The following is a 16,256-nucleotide window of genomic DNA, read 5'->3' as shown; positions in this document are numbered from 1 at the left end:
CTCGCTACCGCACCACCCGCAGAAGGATAAAAATAGCCGCACATCCTGTGATTGAGGAATCATTTGTGAACACACACACCGCACTTTCCCGTTGGGTCATTTTCGTTCTGGCATCAGGTGCCGGATTCAGTGTCGCTGCTATCTACTATGCCCAGCCCCTTCTGCCTTTAATGGGTCAGGATCTGAACTTAAGTATCACCGGCATGGGACTGGTTCCAACACTGACCCAGGCGGGATACGCGCTGGGTATTTTGTTTTTATTGCCATTGGGCGATCGTTATGACCGCCGGACATTAATCCTGCTGAAAAGTATCTCTCTTGCCGTACTGCTTCTGGCATGCAGTTTTACCGGGCAGTTGCATTCACTGCTAATAGTGAGCCTGTTGATGGGCATGGCGGCAACGATGGCGCAGGATATCGTTCCCGCGGCGGCTATTCTGGCGCCGGAAGGCAAACAAGGAAAAACGGTGGGCACGGTGATGACAGGCCTGCTGTTGGGGATTTTACTCTCGCGTACCGTCAGCGGACTGGTGGGTGAAGCGTTTGGCTGGCGTGAGATGTACCAACTTGCCGCCGCCAGTATTGCCATTATTACCGTAATTATGTGGAAGGCGCTGCCTCGTTTTACGGCCCATTCCACACTGAGCTATCCGTCATTGATGCTCTCTATGGCGCAGCTCTGGCAACGGTATCCCGCATTGCGCCGCGCGGCGCTGGCACAGGGCTTTCTGTCCATAGCCTTTAGCGCTTTCTGGTCCACGCTGGCGGTGATGTTAGCTGAACATTACCACATGGGTAGCGCTATGGCGGGCGCATTTGGTATCGCGGGAGCCGCCGGTGCGCTTGCCGCACCGCTGGCGGGTCATCTTGCCGACAAAGTGGGCGCAGCAAAAGTGACGCAGTTAGGTGCTTTGCTGGTAACCGTCTCTTTCGCACTGATGTTCTTGTTACCCGCCCTGCCAGTACAGGGGCAGTGGCTGCTGATTGCTCTTTCGGCGGTTGGTTTTGATCTCGGATTGCAATCCAGCCTGGTTGCCCACCAGAACCTGGTTTATAGCCTGGAGCCTCAGGCCCGGGGTCGTCTGAATGCGCTGCTGTTTACTATGGTGTTCATTGGTATGGCGCTGGGGTCGGTTCTCGGGAGTCAGGTCTATGCGCTGGCAAACTGGGAAGGAGTGGTGACGCTGGCAACCATCAGTGGTGCGCTGGCGCTGGTGATAAGACTGACGGGAAATCTGGGGATTAGTAAAACAACGGTAGCCTAAAAAAATGCCCGCTCCGGGGTGTTAAGGGAGCGGGCAGACAAACATACCCAGTTTCAAGATATGTTCAAAAAGGGTTATTACCGATTAAGCTGGAATAACGACATTCCCTGCATGTCGGTAAATGTTTTATAAGAAGCCTGAAGTGCGGCCTGCTGCATGACGTAGGATGAAATCGCCGCATTCCAGTCGACATCCACCAGGTTACTCATCTGTTGGGTTTGCCCTAACGCACGATCGGCTCCCAATGAATCCAGCGAGCTTAATTCACTAAGCTGGGTACCTAATTCTGCGCGAACGGAAAGCACGTTATTCAGTGAGTTTTTCAGGCCACGATTGGTTTTATCGATAGCTGCTGCGGCTTTCTCCTTTGCCACATCATCACCCGCAATAGGAATTTTTAGCTCTGCAATCGCGCTATCCAGCATTTTGAACAGGTTCTTTTCCTGAGTGCTACCCGGTGGTTCCGGTACGGCGTTGCTGGTCAGGTTGGCGAAGATTTTATCGCCCGTGTGACCAATGACCATGGTACGGGAAGCATCAACCTGCTGGGTCACATTTGTGGTACCGCCACTGTAGGAACCATCAGCCTGCGCAAACGGCGCGGATTCTGTTTTGTAGCCACCAAAAATATAGCGACCATTGCCATCGGTGCTGTTCGCCAGGTTCATCAGCTGATCGCGGATCCCCTGTAAATCAGTGGCCAACGATGCACGGTCATCATCACTTAATGTACCATTCCCGGCATAAACAATTTTCTCCTGCGCAGCCTGAATAGCCGTTGTTACCTGGCTCAGTACGTTCTCTTCCAGCGAGACTTTCTGCGTAGCGAATGTGCGCGCCAGCGTATACTGGCTGTTCTGCGCCTGAGCCTGAGAAAGCACGACGGCCTGCGACGCGGCAATCGGATCGTCAGACGGGCTGATCACGCGTTTGCCGGTCGACATCTGCTCGCCGAACTTCATCCATTCAGCCTGAGAGTTAGTGATGCCACGCATATTCTGCTGGTACATCATCTGGGTGCTGATACGCATTGTGTCCCTCTCCCTTAGCGAATATTAATCAATGCATCAAACAGCGCATTCGCAGTTTGCAATACCTGTGCGTTGGCCAGGTAATACTGCTGATAACGCTGCAAATTACCGTATTCTTCGTCGAGGTTTACCCCGGAAATCGACTGCTGCTGGTTATAAAGCTGCTTGACCACATTGTTTTGCGTGGTACTGCTGGTTTTCAGCGTCGCCGTTTTGTTGCCCACATCGCTCACCAGGGTGGCGTAAGCGTCGTTAAAGGTTTTATTACCAACAGTTTCTTTGGTTTGCAGATCCAGCAGTTTCTGACCGTTACGGTTATCGCTTGCACCTGTATCTGCAGTAGGATCCGTATTTTTCTCTGACGCCATGGCGATTTTCGACTCGTCTGTCACCTTGACTTTCATTTCTATAATGGCGTCGCTCACCGGTTTCACGGTGAAACTGTCATTCGCTTTCGCACCAGCATTAACGGTGATCTCCATCCCGTCAAAAGACATTTTCCCACCGGTGACGGTGGCTTTAAAACTGGTGTTGTCGGCAAGTCGAGTCACCTGCCAGTCTTTGCCATCAAACACAATTTTATAATCTGTTGCCTGCACGGCAGAGCTGTCCGTCATTTTGACATCAAGCGAACCAGTCCCTTTATTCTTCGTGTTGCTGAGCACTACCGGGCTGCCGATATCGAAGAAATTCTCGCCCTTATCGCCGTTGGCATCAAAACCTGCTTTATGCTGGGTGTTAAACGCATCGGCAAATGCCAGCGCCAGTTGGCCCAGCGTGTTACGCGTTTGATCCAGCTCCTGCGAACGGAAGGTGAGCAGTCCACCCAATGAACCGGTATTCAGCAATTTCTCAGGGATCTCAACCGCTCCGGCAACACCATCTACATACGCAACGGTGGTACGCGAAGGATCGTCACTGGAGGGCACTGCCGCCAGTTGGCGCGCATTGCTGCCCTGTACCAGTGAATAACCATTCGCCATGGTTACGTTGTAAGTGCCGCCGTCCTGAACGCTGACTTCCACGCCGACAATCTGGTTCAGTTCACTGACCAGTTGGTCGCGCTGATCGAGCAAATCATTAGGGGATGCGCCAGCCCCGACACCAGTCATACGAGAAATCTGGTCGTTAAGGCTGGCGATTTGTTTCGCGTAGTTGTTGATCTGATCGACGCTGGCTTTGATAGCGGTATTAACCTGCTTATCCTGATCACGCAGATACTGATCGGTCGTTTTAAACTGATTCACCAAACCATCAGCTTTACCAATCAGCGCCTGGCGTGCCGCCGGGTCTTCAGCATTACTGACCAGAGTTTGCAGACTGGTAAAAAAATCCTGCATTGAGGTTGAAATCGAACTGGTTTTGCTGGACAGCAGGTTGTCGATTTTCGACATTTGCTCATAACGCGTCGTCAGACCGCTGCTCTGGTTTTGCGCTGCCCGCAACTGATTGGTGATAAACGAGTCATACTCGCGCTGTACGCCAGAAACATAGACGCCATTGCCTACCCAGCCCCCCGCACCCAGCGTGCTGTTCGCTTGCGCCATAATGGTCGTTTGTCGGGTATATCCGGCGACGTTATAGCTGGAGATGTTATTACTGGCAGTGTTCAACGCGGCCTGCGCTGCGCTGAGTCCACTCATCGCGTTATTAATCAAGCTGGACATGGAGGTTCCTTGTAATCCTTCAATACTCGTTATTATCGGCAGCAGGTCAGTAGACTTGAGCTATTTAAAAGAGATTATCGATATTCGTGCTGTAGGTTTTGCTCACCTTTTCACTCATCGATTTCAACTGCTGGATCATGCTGGTTAATTTCCGCGCATAGTTAGGATCGGTTGCGTAGCCGGCATTTTGCAGGGCCTGCGCCCCTTGCTCAGCGGTTGCGGCTGCGGTCACCGCCGCATAGCGCGGGTTACGGGAAATCAGCCCGACATAATCCGACAGCGCCTCAAGGTAAGAGCTATAGACGCGGAATCTGGCTTTCACCTTTTTCGCCTCGCCGTTTTCATATTCGGTGGTGGTGATTTCGGTCGTTGGTCCCTTCCAGCTTCCCGAAGCCTTCACGCCAAAAATGTTGAAGCTCGGTTCGCCGTTTTCCCGGCGAATTTGCCGCTGGCCCCATCCGGACTCCAGCGCCGCCTGCGCCAGAATCAGATGATGCGGAACGCCGCTTTGCTGACTCGCCAGTTTTGCCGGCAGCGACAGCTGAGCGAGGAAGTCTTTACTGTCGCCCGATAGCGGCTCATCATTACTTTCCGTCGCCCTCGGGATGGCTTTGCGTACCAGTTGCGTCAGCGCCTGGTTTTGATAACTGGTCACCGTTTCCAGCGGGAACTTCATCGGCACCTGTGGCACATCATCAGCAGGTTGCGCTTGCCCTTGCGTCATCTGCTTAACCATCATTTCAGCCAGTCCCAGACCTTTACCTGCGGTCATCTGCTGCGCAATTTGTTGGTCATACATGCTGGTATACAAACGCGTTGAATCGCTGCTAAACACGCCATCTTTCGGCAACGCTTCACGCATGCTTTTCAGCATCATCTGTACGAACATCCCTTCAACCTGACGGGCCACGGGGCGAATATTCGCCGCCGGATCCTGACCCGCTTTCGCTTTCAGTTCGTTCAGTGCTTGCGCATCCCAGGCGGCGCTGGTCAGCAGTTTGCTGTCACCAATCATCAGATGATTTCCAGTTTGGCGCGTAAGCAACCCGCGCTCTGCATCGATTGCAGAATGGACATCAGATCCATCGGCGTCGCCCCCAGCGCATTCAGCGCGCGCACGACGTTGTTCAGATTGGCGCTGGAACGTACGCTTTGCAGCGAGCCGCCGCTCTGGCGCAGATCGATCTGCGTTTGTGGCGTCACCACGGTCTGTCCGCCGCCAAACGGCGTATCCGGCTGGCTGACGTTTGCCTGGCGGTTTACCGTAATCGACAAGTTACCCTGCGCCACGGCACAGCTATCCAGCGTGACTTCACGGTTCATGACCACAGATCCCGTACGCGAGTTGATAATGACTTTCGCGTCCTGCGGCGTGACGTTCACCTCCATATTCTGGATGTCGGCAAGGAAACGTACCTGCGAACTGTTGCCGCTTGGCACACGCACTTGTATGGTCCGGGCATCCAGCGCCGTTGCACTACCAAAGCCACGCGAGCGGTTGATTGTGTCGGTGATCTGCTGCGCCATAGTAAAATCTTCATTATTGAGCTGCAGATTAATGGTGTTGCCACCGCCGAACTGGCTGGGCAACTCACGTTCGATGGTCGCGCCATTGGTGATGCGTCCACCATTGAGCTGGTTAACTTGCACGCTACTGCCACCCGCAGCCGCGCCCGCACCGCCAACCAGAATATTCCCCTGCGCCAAGGCATATACCTGGCTATCGACCCCTTTCAGCGGGGTCATCAGCAGCGTTCCGCCGCGCAAGCTTTTGGCGTTCCCCATGGAAGAGACCACCACGTCAATGGTTTGTCCCTGGCGACCAAAAGCCGGGAACTGCGCGGTAACCATCACCGCCGCCACGTTTTTCAGCTGCATATTGGTGCCGGTTGGTACGGTGATCCCCAACTGCGACAGCATGTTATTGAGCGTTTGCGTCGTAAACGGCGTCTGTGTGGTCTGGTCACCAGTACCATCCAGCCCGACCACTAGCCCGTAACCTATCAACGAGTTTTCCCGCACGCCCTGCACGCTGGTCAGGTCACGAATACGGTCGGCATGCGCAAAGGCGGTTGCCAGTACCAGTACCATTCCAACAAGAGATTTAAACACCGGGTACCTCGCTTACATCGGCGACAAGTTAAGGAAGAAACGCTGCAACCAGCCCATATTTTGCGCTTCATTGATGTAGCCGTTGCCGACATACTCAATACGCGCATCCGCAACCTGAGTTGACGGTACGGAGTTGCTGCCACTGATGGTGCGTGGGTTAACAACCCCGGAGAAGCGAATGAACTCAGTGCCCTGATTAATGGCGATCTGTTTTTCACCCACGACATGTAAATTGCCATTCACCAGTACCTGATCGACCGTCACGGTCAACGTACCGCTGAAGGTATTGCTGGCGTTCGCGCCGCCTTTACCGTTAAAGGTGTTCCCACCGGAGGCTTCTACGTCGGCACGTTCGTTACCAAACAGCCCTTGCAGGTAGCGCGGTACGGTATCAAAACCAAAGTTGGTCTTGCCGTCGCGGCTGGCGTTTGCCGAGGAACTTTTGCTCGCGCTGACGTTTTCCTGCAATACGATGGTCAGCGTATCGCCAATATTGCGCGGACGGCGGTCTTCGAAGAGCGGCTGATAACCGTAGTTAATCGGCTGCGCCGACTGGAAGATTGAGCCATTCGCCACCGGCGTCGGGCCTGGAACGGGTTGAGCAGACGTCGCGCCCTGCACGAGCGGCGTGGCTGGGATCCAGGCGCACCCTGTCAGTGAAACCACCAGCAGGGCTAAAATTGGGTATGGGTGAAGCGCGTATTTTCGCATTGCGGTCATCTTCAAAATCCGTGTGCCGGTGAGGCTCTCACCCCACCGGACCCCACTTTAGAGTTGCGTCAGTTTTTGCAGCATCTGATCGGTAGTCGATACCGCTTTACTGTTGATTTCGTAAGCGCGCTGAACCTGGATCATGTTTACCAGCTCTTCCGCCACGTTGACGTTAGAGGTTTCAACATACCCCTGGTACAGCAGACCCGCGCCGTTCAGCCCCGGTGTACTCTCATTTGGCGCGCCGGATGACTGCGTTTCGGTGTACAGATTCTCACCAATACTTTCCAGGCCGGTGTCGTTCATAAAGGTGGTCAGGTTAAGCTGCCCGACCTGAACAGGCGCAGCCTGACCCTGTTGGGTCACACTGACTATCCCGTCACGTCCAATGGTGATGCTGAGCGCGTTAGCCGGGATAGTGATGGCAGGCTGAACCTGAAAACCACCCGCGGTCACCAGTTGACCGTTCTGATCCACCTGGAAAGAACCGTCACGGGTATAAGCTGACGTACCATCAGGCAGCATGACCTGGAAAAAGCCCTGGCCTTTAATCGCCACATCTTTACTGTTATTGGTTTGCGACAGGTTACCCTGGCTGTGTAAACGCTCGGTTGCCACCGGACGCACACCGGTACCAATCTGCAAACCGGAAGGCAGTGTTGTTTGTTCAGAAGACTGGGCGCCAGGCTGGCGAATCGTCTGATACAACAGATCTTCAAACACCGCACGTTGGCGCTTAAATCCGTTGGTGCTGACGTTTGCCAGGTTGTTGGCAATCACATCCATGTTGGTTTGCTGCGCATCCAGGCCGGTTTTGGCGATCCATAATGAACTGATCATAAAATGTCCTGTGTTAACTCATCGACAGCAGTTGGTTGGCGCGGCCCGCGTTATCATCCACGCTACTGATAATCTTCATTTGCATTTCGAAACGGCGAGCGTTGGCGATCATGTCGCTCATCGCGGCAACCGGCTTAACGTTACTGCCTTCCAGCACGCCCGACATAACGCGAATGCTGGGGTCGGCCTGTAACGTCGCACCACGGGTAGCCTGCGCGGCCTGGGTCAGACGAAACATACCGTCATCACCACGTTGCACTTCATTCCCCGTCGCCTTGACAAGTTTCAAACGCCCAACGGGCGCAACCGTATTGGCCGGATCGCCAGGGTTAAGCGCCGAGATCGTCCCGTCAGCCGCAATGGTGACTTCGGAACCTTCCGGTACGGCTATCGGCCCGGCTTCACCGATTACCGGATGCCCCTGAATAGTCAGTTCACCCGTAGGGCTTACCTGAATGGCACCATTACGGGTATACCCTTCGCTACCGTCCGCGGTTTGCACAGCCAACCAGCCATCTTGTTGCAGCGCCACGTCCAGCGGGCGGGAGGTATAGTCCATCTGGCCCGGCGTCATATCGGCCCCTGGCGTGGAGGCCACTACCAGCGTACGCGTCGGTAAAGACAATCCTTCTACAGGAACCGCACGCAGCGCATTGAGCTGCGCACGAAACCCTGGCGTGGAGGCGTTTGCCAGGTTGCTGGCCGTCACCGCCTGTTGATTCAGCGTCTGACTGGCCGCGCCCATAGCGGTATAAATTGCGTGATCCATTAAGCCATCCCGTCAGGCGCTTAGCGCAGGTTGACCAGCGTGTTGAGGATCTGATCCTGGGTTTTGATGGTCTGCGCGTTCGACTGATAGTTACGCTGAGCGACGATCATATTCACCAGTTCTTTACTCAAATCCACGTTTGATGCTTCCAGCGCACCGTTGGTCAGTTTGCCGAAGTTACCTTCGCCTGCGGTACCCAGCAGCGCCACGCCAGAAGCCTGTGTAGCAGCCCAGACGTTGTCGCCCTGAGACGCCAGCCCCTCGTTGTTGGCAAAGTTTGCCAGCACGATCTGGCCCAGTACCTGTTGCTGTTCGTTGGAGTAATTACCGACCACGGTACCGTCATTGTTAATCTGATAGCTGACCAGATCGCCCGGCTTGTAGCCGTTCTGATTCGTGGCGACGATGTTGTTGGCGCCGGTGTTCTGCTGCATGGAGTTCAGGAAGCTCAGGGAGAATTTTGCGGTATCTGCACCGTTAATCTGCCCTGTTTCGATGTTGATGTCCGTTGCTCCTGGCGTACCAGTTGCCGTGGCGCTAATCCCTAAAAACGCACCATTGTTGTTAAACTTCATAAACCCGGCTGGTTTTGCAGCTTCGCCAGTTGAAGCATCCTGAGTATGAATTTCCCAGGTGTTGCTCTCTGCGTTTTTGACATAAAAAATGTTCATGTCATGGGCGTTACCCTGGCTATCGAAAACGGTAACGGTGCCTTTTTTGTTGTAGGAGTCCGCGTCGCTTGGACTAAACGGAGTTTTGGTTGGCACCTTGTCAGTGGAGTTCAGGTTGATCTGCATTGACGCGGTAGTCGTGGTTTTCGCCGCCATCAGCGTATTCGGAATAGTGATCGGCGCCGGGTTAGCACCTTGCTGTATTGTCGGCGGTGTACCGGTAGCAGGATAACCTGTCAGTTGCAGCCCCTGCATGTTGACGATATTGCGGTTTTCATCGAGCTTGAACTGACCGTTACGGCTGTAGAATACAGAGCCGTTGCTGTCTACCATGCGGAAAAATCCGTTCTGGCTGATAGCCACATCCAGTCCGCGTCCGGTGTTGGTGGTAGTACCATCGGTAAAATCCTGGGTAATACCCGCAACTTTAACCCCCAGTCCCACTTTAGAACCGGCGAACATATCGGCAAAAGAAGCCGTACCAGATTTAAAACCGTAGGTAGCGGAGTTGGCGATGTTATTACCAATGACATCGAGGTTGGTCGCTGCAGCGTTCAGACCGCTGACCGCTTGAGAAAAGGCCATGACTTACTCCTGATAAGTGTGTGGGCTTAGATTATTTGCCGTACTTCGTCGAGGGTGGTGGTTCCATAGGTGCCCAGGTCCAGCGTATTACCGCCGTTACTGCGAATAACACCCTGCACCAGCGCAAACTGAAGCGGCTGCGCCACCAGTTGCGTTCCGCCATTGCTGGCAGCAATTGAGACGTTATAAGAACCGCTTGGCGCATCCGTGCCATCGGTCATGGTGCCGTCCCAGGTAAAGGTATGAACACCGGCTTTCAAGCCGCCGATATCAATAGTGCGTATCACTTTGCCGTCTTTATCGGTAATCGTTGCGGTGACCTTATCTGCCGGCTGTTGCAGCTCAACGCCAAACGGCGTCGTGGTCGTTTTCGCACCCTCTTCCGTACCTTTACCGGTCAGGATGGTGGTGCCGGGGATCATTACGCCGTGACCAATCAGCGTACTGGCCTGCAGCGACTGACTGTTATCGATCTGCCCGGAAATAGACCCCAGCGTGGTGTTCAGTTTCTCAATCCCACTTACGGTACTGATTTGCGCCAGTTGGGTGGTCAGTTCGTTGTTTTGCAGCGGATTGGTTGGGTCCTGGTTTTTCAACTGTGCGACCAGCAGCGTCAGAAAACTGCTTTGCAGGTCAGCGGCATTACTGCCCGTCAGGGAGCTATTCCCGGTGGCGGCTTTAACGCCTGTATTGCTCGGGTCATTCATGGTTACAGCAATAGACATATGCGCCTCCTTTACTGGCCTAACGTAAGCGTTTTGAGCATCAAGCTTTTCACGGTGTTGAGCACTTCGACGTTTGCCTGGTAGCTACGCGAGGCTGACATGGTGTTAACCATCTCGCCGACGACGTCCACATTCGGCATTTTTACGTAGCCGTTCGCATCGGCCAGCGGGTTACCCGGCTCATAGACCAGCTTATCCGGCGCCTGGCTTTCAATAACGTCAGCCACTTTTACGCCGCCTGTAGCTGCACCTGGCGCGGCATCAACCTGAAAAACAACCTGCTTGGCGCGATACGGCTGACCGTCGGGTCCGGTAACGCTATCCGCATTCGCCATGTTGCTGGCCGCCACGTTCAGGCGCTTAGACTGCGCCGTCAGCGCAGAGCCTGCGATATCAAAAATATTTAACAGCGCCACGAATTAGTTCCCTCCTTGCAGCACATTCATCATGCCTTTGATTTGTCCACCCAGCGCGGTCAGCCCCATTTGATATTTGAGACTGTTGTCGGCAAATTGCGTACGCTCCCGGTCCATATCCACCGTATTGCCATCCAGAGACGGCTGGTCAGGAATGCGATAGAGCAATTCCGTAGCGGGAGCAGAAGCGGTTTGGGCCGGAATATGTTGTGCAGAGGTCAGCGTCAACGAGACGCCGCCGGTTTGTTCCCGTCCACGCACCATGACTTTTTTCAATTCACTGGCGAAATCCAGGTCGCGCGCCTGATACCCCGGCGTGTCGGCATTGGCAATGTTGGCGGCCAATATTTCCTGGCGCTGGGCGCGCAAATTCAGCGCTTCCTGTTGAAAACGTAAGGCGGCGTCGAGCTTATCGAGCATATCTCCTCCGCAAATGACAAAATTCAGCCGACAGCTTAAATCCCATTACGCGCGCGTTATCGCCGGAATAAACGCAAAATGCGTCGCTATTTGTTGCGTTGATGACTGCGTCACACAGGTAAAATCCTGTCACTACCTGAAAAAGCGCGAGGTTTTGATGCAAACGTTTAAACGTGGAATAGTTGTGGCAGCACTGCTGTTCAGCCCTATGACGCTGGCGCAAGACCTGAATTCACAGCTGACGACATGGTTTTCCCAACGTCTGGCCGGATTTAGCGATGAGGTGGTCGTCACTATCCGTACGTCGCCTAACCTACTGCCCAGCTGCGAACAACCCGCATTAAGCGTGTCAGGCAACGCGAAACTGTGGGGCAATGTGAACGTGCTGGCCCGCTGCGCCAACGAGAAACGTTATCTGCAGGTGAATGTGCAGGCCACGGGAAACTATGTGGTTGCCTCCGCGCCCGTCGCTCGGGGCAGCGCGCTAACCTCGGCCAGCGTGACGTTAAAGCGAGGTCGGCTGGACCAACTGCCGCCGCGCGCCGTGTTAGATTTGAATCAGGTGCAGGACGCGGTGAGTCTACGCGATCTCGTTCCAGGTCAGCCGATACAGCTTTCAATGTTGCGCCAGGCCTGGCGGATCAAAGCCGGTCAACGCGTACTGGTTATCGCCAACGGCGATGGTTTTCGGGTGAATGCCGAAGGTAAAGCGCTGAATAATGCCGCCGTCGCACAGAATGCGCGAGTGCGGATGATTTCAGGCCAGGTGGTGAGCGGCATCGTCGATTCTGATGGGAATATTCTTATTAACCTATAATAGGTTAAAGATTTTTTAGCGTGTGCCGATAGATAAACAACCAATGATTACAGCGGGCCGCTATAGCGTAACCCCTCGATGAGGATAAACAAAATGAGCATTGATCGTACCTCACCATTGAAGCCAGTCAGTACCGTTCAGCCACGTGAAACCAGCGATGCGCCGGTACAAAAAGCGCGGAAGGAAAAAACCACCGCGACAAACAGCACCAGCGTCATGCTGAGCGACGCCCAGGCCAAACTGATGCAGCCCGGCACCAATGACATCAATATGGAACGCGTCGAAGCATTGAAAACTGCGATCCGTAACGGTGAGTTGAAAATGGATACCGGAAAAATTGCCGACTCGCTTATTCGCGAGGCACAGAGCTACTTACAGAGTAAATAAAGTATGACTCGTTTGTCAGAAATACTTGATCAGATGACAACCGTCCTCAATGACCTGAAAACGGTAATGGATGCTGAGCAGCAGCAGCTCTCCGCAGGATATATTAACGGTAGCCAGCTACAGCGTATTACAGAAGAAAAAAGCTCTTTGCTGGCAACCCTTGATTATCTGGAGCAGCAACGCCGTCTGGAGCATGACGCCACGCGTAGCGCCAACGATGAGATTGCTGAACGCTGGCAGACGATCACCCAAAAAACGCAGCATTTGCGTGACCTCAACCAGCACAACGGTTGGCTGCTGGAAGGGCAGATTGAGCGTAATCAGCAAGCGATTCAAGTGCTGAAACCGCACCAGGAACCGGCGCTGTATGGCGCAAACGGTCAAACCTCTGCTGCGCACCGCGGCGGGAAAAAATTCTCTATTTAATGCCAGCCTGATCGTTCGCAGCTTTCAGGCCAGCGCGTTCTGCAGGCCGGATACGGCGTAACGCCGCCATCCGGCAATGTCTGTTACGCCGTCCGGCGCACAAACTCTTTCACTTTAAAGCCCAGCACAGCAAGTGCGGCGAAGTAAGCTGCAATCCCAGCCACCACGACGGCCATCAGACGCAGTAAACGCCACAACATCGTTCCCTGCGACCAGTCCGGCATAATATTGAGCATCCCGAACAGCACCGCTGACATCACCAGTACGGAAATCACCAGACGCGCCAGGAACCAGGCCCAGCCCGGTTGCGGGGTAAAGATTTTCTGTTTACGCAGTTGCCAGTAAAGCAGTGAAGCGTTCAGACATGCCGCCAGACCAATCGACAGCGACAGCCCGGCATGCTTCAGCGGCCCGATAAACGCCAGGTTCATCACCTGAGTCATAATCAGCGTCACTATCGCAATTTTCACCGGCGTTTTAATATCCTGGCGCGAGTAAAAGCCAGGGGCCAAAACTTTCACCACGATCAAACCAATCAAACCGACCGAGTATGCCACCAGCGCGCGCTGGGTCATGGCGGCATCAAAGGCGGTAAATTTACCGTACTGGAACAGAGAAACCGTCAGTGGTTTAGCCAAAATGCCCAACGCCACGGCGCTGGGTAATGCCAGCAGAAAACACAGACGTAGCCCCCAGTCCATCAGACGACAATACTCATCATGATTCCCGCTAGAAAAGCTTTTGGACAGCGATGGCAGCAGAATGGTCCCCAGCGCCACGCCAAGCACGCCGGACGGAAACTCCATCAGACGATCGGCATAGTACATCCATGAAACCGAGCCGGAGGCCAGAAACGAGGCGAATATGGTATTGATGATCAGTGAAATCTGGCTGACGGAAACCCCGAGTATCGCCGGCCCCATTTGCTTGACGACGCGCATCGCCCCCGCATCGCGGAAGTTCACGCGGGGCAGCACCAGCATGCCAATTTTCTTCAGATGTGGCAGTTGATAAACCAGCTGCAGCACGCCACCGACGGTCACGGCCCACGCCAGCGCCAGCACTGGAGGATTAAAATAAGGCGCGGCAAACAGCGCAAAACCGATCATGCTGATATTCAAAAAGGTCGGCGCAAACGCCGGAATAGAAAAGCGGTTCCAGGTGTTAAGGATTGCGCCGACCAGCGAGGCCAGTGAAATCAGCAGGATATAAGGAAAGGTGATCCGCAGCAGTTGGGTAGTCAACGCAAATTTGTCAGCGGTGTCGGCAAACCCAGGTGCAGTGACTAAAATCACCCACGGCGCAGCCAGCATCCCGGCAACCGTCACCACGGCCAGCGCCAGCGTCAGCAGCCCGGATACATAGGCAACAAACACGCGGGTAGCATCTTCACCCTGCTTACTTTTGTATTCAGCCAGAATAGGCACAAACGCCTGAGAAAATGCGCCTTCAGCAAAAATTCGGCGCAGCAGGTTTGGAAGTTTGAAGGCCACAAAAAAGGCATCGGTCGCCATCCCTGCGCCAAAGATTCTGGCGACAATCGCATCACGCGCAAAACCCAGCACACGTGAAAACATCGTCATCGAGCTGACGGCTGCCAGCGACTTTAATAAATTCATCTATGTTGTATTCCAGACCCTGAGGCAAATCCCCGTATAACCAACATCGCCATCCGGCAATGTCACTATGTCACTGTGCCTGATGGCGACGCCGCAGCGTCTTATCAGGCCTACAAGCCAGCCTATGGTTGAAAAGAGGTGTTATTTTGAGTTGGCATATAGTACCTGGATTACAATGAATTACTACCGCCAGTTGTTACAGGGGGTTATTCAGCCATCGCCTCCCGCCATAGCTTTTCGACAACACGCTGGGCCAGTAGCGCCTGCTCGCCTGTCGTCTGAGGAACCGTCTGATTTTGCACACACTCAATGAAATGCCGCGCACATCCGGCAAAACCTCGCTGTTCTAAGGTCGTTTGCCAGCCTGCTATCGGCTTGTGTACAACACCTTGCCCGCGTTCTTCCCGCCATTCCCGCATATCCGTGACGTCAATCAGGCCCCCATCGGTCACCGCCTGAACGCTCTCACGCTGGCTACCGGCCCGGCGATGCATGCTGGTTGTAATCTGTAGCTGATCGACAGAAAAATGGTGCTCGGCATAAAGCATTGCGCCAGAGTCATTAGTCAGCAGAGTGCCGCTATTTAACTGCGCGTTCCCGCCCGCCAGCCACAGCGCGGTATCGACCACGTGCAGATAATCGTCCAGCAGGGTGAAACGCAGGTCATGCGGTCCCACGCTGTCCGAACGATGCTTATCCATACGTACAGACGCTGCATTGCCCAGATGCGCCTTAAGATCCTGATACAGTGGCGCAAATCGGCGGTTAAAGCCGACCATCAACGTCAGTTTTTTCCGCGCGGCCAGCTCGACCAGTTGTTCAGCCTCACGCAGGTTTTCTGCCAGCGGTTTATCCACACACACATGGACCCCGGCATTCAGGAGTTCACTGACTACCGCAAAGTGCGTCGCGGTGCTGGAATGGACGAAAACCGCGTCGCAGGTTTTCGCCAGATTCACCAGGGAGTCAACGTAGGGTATGCGCCAGGTCTCACAGACACGCAGCGCTTTTTCCTGCGAAGGCGAAAACGCGCCTTGCAGCGTCCAGTCAGCGGAACTGCCCAGTACGGGCAGCCAGGCTTTTTGTGCAATGCCACCCAGACCGACAACGCCGATACGTAATTTAGTCACGTTAGTCTCCCAGGTGCGCCAACAAAGAATCCAGCCGCTGCTTAAGTTCCGCGACTTCTGTTTCCAGGGCTTCAACGCGCGCCTGCAGATCGCCAGACGCAACCAGGAGTTCATCTGCCGCAGCGATGGGCTCATCAACATCACCGCAAAACAGGTGCATATAGCGACTTTCACGTTTACCCGGCTCGCGCGCCAGACGGATCACATAAGGACCATCTTCACGGGTCGCCAGTTTTTCCAGCGTCGACTCCACTTCAGCCATATCGCTGAATTCGTACATTCGCGATGCACGGCTTCGCAGTTCGCCCGGCGTTTGCGCGCCACGCAGCAACAGCGTGGTAACCAGCGCCACCTCGCCCGCACTGAGTTTCAGATTGCCAAATTCAGAGTTGCAGAAACGCTGCTCATATTTCGTGACGCGATTTCCAAAGCCGCTCACCGTACGCAGAAAATGCCGCTTCACCAGGTTATCAAGCTGATCCTGCACTTCCGATTCCGATAGATTCATCACCGGTTCACGATTCGTTTTTTGATTGCAGGCGGTGACGACGCCATTGACAGAAAGCGGATATTGTTCCGGCGTGGTGACCTGTTTCTCTAACAAACAGCCAATCACGCGAGCTTCGGTGGCGGTTAATTCGTATTTCATCGTTTTCTCCATTACT

General features: G+C 54.2%; 18 protein-coding genes. 4 read left to right on the top strand and 14 right to left on the bottom strand.

Annotated elements, in window-relative coordinates; genetic code table 11:
* Positions 1 to 65: 65 nt before the first annotated feature.
* Entirely contained in the window at positions 66 to 1,265 is a 1,200-nt protein-coding gene (locus FDX11_RS02020) for an MFS transporter (RefSeq protein WP_137397399.1), read from the top strand.
* A gap of 77 nt (positions 1,266 to 1,342) precedes the next feature.
* On the opposite strand, the gene flgL is transcribed toward FDX11_RS02020, so the two are convergent.
* The 11 genes from flgL to flgB all read right to left on the bottom strand — a co-directional run bounded on the left by flgL (position 1,343) and on the right by flgB (position 11,212).
* On the bottom strand, positions 1,343 to 2,296 hold the full coding sequence (flgL, locus tag FDX11_RS02015; RefSeq protein WP_061381769.1) for a flagellar hook-associated protein FlgL: 954 nt from the start codon (positions 2,294 to 2,296) through the stop codon (positions 1,343 to 1,345).
* A gap of 14 nt (positions 2,297 to 2,310) precedes the next feature.
* A complete protein-coding gene (gene flgK, locus FDX11_RS02010) occupies positions 2,311 to 3,963 on the bottom strand; it encodes a flagellar hook-associated protein FlgK (protein ID WP_042309197.1) in 1,653 nt (550 codons plus the stop codon).
* Between the two features lie 64 nt (positions 3,964 to 4,027).
* Positions 4,028 to 4,978, bottom strand: coding sequence for a flagellar assembly peptidoglycan hydrolase FlgJ (flgJ, locus tag FDX11_RS02005; protein ID WP_137397398.1), 951 nt, complete (start codon positions 4,976 to 4,978; stop codon positions 4,028 to 4,030).
* A complete protein-coding gene (locus tag FDX11_RS02000) occupies positions 4,978 to 6,054 on the bottom strand; it encodes a flagellar basal body P-ring protein FlgI (RefSeq protein ID WP_087857787.1) in 1,077 nt (358 codons plus the stop codon). Before FDX11_RS02000 ends, flgJ begins: the two co-directional genes overlap by 1 nt.
* A 33-nt stretch (positions 6,055 to 6,087) precedes the next feature.
* Positions 6,088 to 6,786, bottom strand: a complete 699-nt coding sequence (gene flgH / locus FDX11_RS01995) for a flagellar basal body L-ring protein FlgH (RefSeq protein ID WP_016152630.1) — start codon at positions 6,784 to 6,786, stop codon at positions 6,088 to 6,090.
* A gap of 57 nt (positions 6,787 to 6,843) precedes the next feature.
* Positions 6,844 to 7,626 carry a flagellar basal-body rod protein FlgG gene (gene flgG, locus FDX11_RS01990; RefSeq protein ID WP_006685087.1) on the bottom strand — a complete coding sequence of 261 codons (783 nt, stop codon included), beginning with the start codon at positions 7,624 to 7,626 and terminating at the stop codon, positions 6,844 to 6,846.
* 13 nt (positions 7,627 to 7,639) lie between these two features.
* Positions 7,640 to 8,395 carry a flagellar basal body rod protein FlgF gene (locus FDX11_RS01985; protein ID WP_038639704.1) on the bottom strand — a complete coding sequence of 252 codons (756 nt, stop codon included), beginning with the start codon at positions 8,393 to 8,395 and terminating at the stop codon, positions 7,640 to 7,642.
* Between the two features lie 20 nt (positions 8,396 to 8,415).
* Positions 8,416 to 9,651 carry a flagellar hook protein FlgE gene (flgE, locus tag FDX11_RS01980; protein WP_042309201.1) on the bottom strand — a complete coding sequence of 412 codons (1,236 nt, stop codon included), beginning with the start codon at positions 9,649 to 9,651 and terminating at the stop codon, positions 8,416 to 8,418.
* Positions 9,652 to 9,677: 26 nt separating this feature from the next.
* Positions 9,678 to 10,376 (bottom strand): flagellar hook assembly protein FlgD, encoded by a 699-nt coding sequence (gene flgD, locus FDX11_RS01975; RefSeq protein ID WP_042309204.1) that lies wholly within the window; start codon positions 10,374 to 10,376, stop codon positions 9,678 to 9,680.
* A gap of 11 nt (positions 10,377 to 10,387) precedes the next feature.
* Positions 10,388 to 10,792, bottom strand: a complete 405-nt coding sequence (gene flgC / locus FDX11_RS01970) for a flagellar basal body rod protein FlgC (RefSeq protein ID WP_006685091.1) — start codon at positions 10,790 to 10,792, stop codon at positions 10,388 to 10,390.
* A gap of 3 nt (positions 10,793 to 10,795) precedes the next feature.
* Positions 10,796 to 11,212, bottom strand: a complete 417-nt coding sequence (gene flgB / locus FDX11_RS01965) for a flagellar basal body rod protein FlgB (RefSeq protein WP_038639692.1) — start codon at positions 11,210 to 11,212, stop codon at positions 10,796 to 10,798.
* 157 nt (positions 11,213 to 11,369) lie between these two features.
* Here flgB and flgA point away from each other — a divergent pair, with 157 nt between their 5' ends.
* From flgA to flgN, 3 genes are all read left to right on the top strand, one after another.
* On the top strand, positions 11,370 to 12,029 hold the full coding sequence (gene flgA, locus FDX11_RS01960; RefSeq protein WP_137397397.1) for a flagellar basal body P-ring formation chaperone FlgA: 660 nt from the start codon (positions 11,370 to 11,372) through the stop codon (positions 12,027 to 12,029).
* A 93-nt stretch (positions 12,030 to 12,122) separates the two neighbouring features.
* On the top strand, positions 12,123 to 12,416 hold the full coding sequence (flgM, locus tag FDX11_RS01955) for a flagellar biosynthesis anti-sigma factor FlgM (protein WP_042309206.1): 294 nt from the start codon (positions 12,123 to 12,125) through the stop codon (positions 12,414 to 12,416).
* A 3-nt stretch (positions 12,417 to 12,419) separates the two neighbouring features.
* Positions 12,420 to 12,842 carry a flagella biosynthesis chaperone FlgN gene (flgN, locus tag FDX11_RS01950; RefSeq protein ID WP_069323314.1) on the top strand — a complete coding sequence of 141 codons (423 nt, stop codon included), beginning with the start codon at positions 12,420 to 12,422 and terminating at the stop codon, positions 12,840 to 12,842.
* Positions 12,843 to 12,925: 83 nt separating this feature from the next.
* Here flgN and murJ read toward each other — a convergent pair whose 3' ends face one another.
* The 3 genes from murJ to FDX11_RS01935 form a co-directional block, all read right to left on the bottom strand.
* A complete protein-coding gene (gene murJ, locus FDX11_RS01945) occupies positions 12,926 to 14,461 on the bottom strand; it encodes a murein biosynthesis integral membrane protein MurJ (RefSeq protein ID WP_061381775.1) in 1,536 nt (511 codons plus the stop codon).
* 206 nt (positions 14,462 to 14,667) lie between these two features.
* Complete coding sequence (locus tag FDX11_RS01940; protein WP_137397396.1) at positions 14,668 to 15,591, bottom strand: Gfo/Idh/MocA family protein; 924 nt, start codon at positions 15,589 to 15,591, stop codon at positions 14,668 to 14,670.
* A gap of 1 nt (position 15,592) precedes the next feature.
* Entirely contained in the window at positions 15,593 to 16,240 is a 648-nt protein-coding gene (locus FDX11_RS01935) for a YceH family protein (RefSeq protein ID WP_137397395.1), read from the bottom strand.
* Positions 16,241 to 16,256: the final 16 nt, after the last annotated feature.

The organism is Citrobacter sp. wls714, assembly GCF_005281025.1.
In the GTDB taxonomy this organism is placed as follows: Bacteria; Pseudomonadota; Gammaproteobacteria; order Enterobacterales; family Enterobacteriaceae; genus Citrobacter; species Citrobacter werkmanii.
This window is presented reverse-complemented; position numbering and strand designations above follow the sequence as displayed.

Excerpts from the sequence above, each read along its gene's own strand:
- flgL (WP_061381769.1), bottom strand. The coding sequence starts at position 2,296 with ATGCGTATCAGCACCCAGATGATGTACCAGCAGAATATGCGTGGCATC.
- flgK (WP_042309197.1), bottom strand. The coding sequence starts at position 3,963 with ATGTCCAGCTTGATTAATAACGCGATGAGTGGACTCAGCGCAGCGCAG.
- flgJ (WP_137397398.1), bottom strand. The coding sequence starts at position 4,978 with ATGATTGGTGACAGCAAACTGCTGACCAGCGCCGCCTGGGATGCGCAA.
- FDX11_RS02000 (WP_087857787.1), bottom strand. The coding sequence starts at position 6,054 with ATGGTACTGGTACTGGCAACCGCCTTTGCGCATGCCGACCGTATTCGT.
- flgH (WP_016152630.1), bottom strand. The coding sequence starts at position 6,786 with ATGCGAAAATACGCGCTTCACCCATACCCAATTTTAGCCCTGCTGGTG.
- flgG (WP_006685087.1), bottom strand. The coding sequence starts at position 7,626 with ATGATCAGTTCATTATGGATCGCCAAAACCGGCCTGGATGCGCAGCAA.
- FDX11_RS01985 (WP_038639704.1), bottom strand. The coding sequence starts at position 8,395 with ATGGATCACGCAATTTATACCGCTATGGGCGCGGCCAGTCAGACGCTG.
- flgE (WP_042309201.1), bottom strand. The coding sequence starts at position 9,651 with ATGGCCTTTTCTCAAGCGGTCAGCGGTCTGAACGCTGCAGCGACCAAC.
- flgD (WP_042309204.1), bottom strand. The coding sequence starts at position 10,376 with ATGTCTATTGCTGTAACCATGAATGACCCGAGCAATACAGGCGTTAAA.
- flgB (WP_038639692.1), bottom strand. The coding sequence starts at position 11,212 with ATGCTCGATAAGCTCGACGCCGCCTTACGTTTTCAACAGGAAGCGCTG.
- flgA (WP_137397397.1), top strand. The coding sequence starts at position 11,370 with ATGCAAACGTTTAAACGTGGAATAGTTGTGGCAGCACTGCTGTTCAGC.
- flgM (WP_042309206.1), top strand. The coding sequence starts at position 12,123 with ATGAGCATTGATCGTACCTCACCATTGAAGCCAGTCAGTACCGTTCAG.
- flgN (WP_069323314.1), top strand. The coding sequence starts at position 12,420 with ATGACTCGTTTGTCAGAAATACTTGATCAGATGACAACCGTCCTCAAT.
- murJ (WP_061381775.1), bottom strand. The coding sequence starts at position 14,461 with ATGAATTTATTAAAGTCGCTGGCAGCCGTCAGCTCGATGACGATGTTT.
- FDX11_RS01935 (WP_137397395.1), bottom strand. The coding sequence starts at position 16,240 with ATGAAATACGAATTAACCGCCACCGAAGCTCGCGTGATTGGCTGTTTG.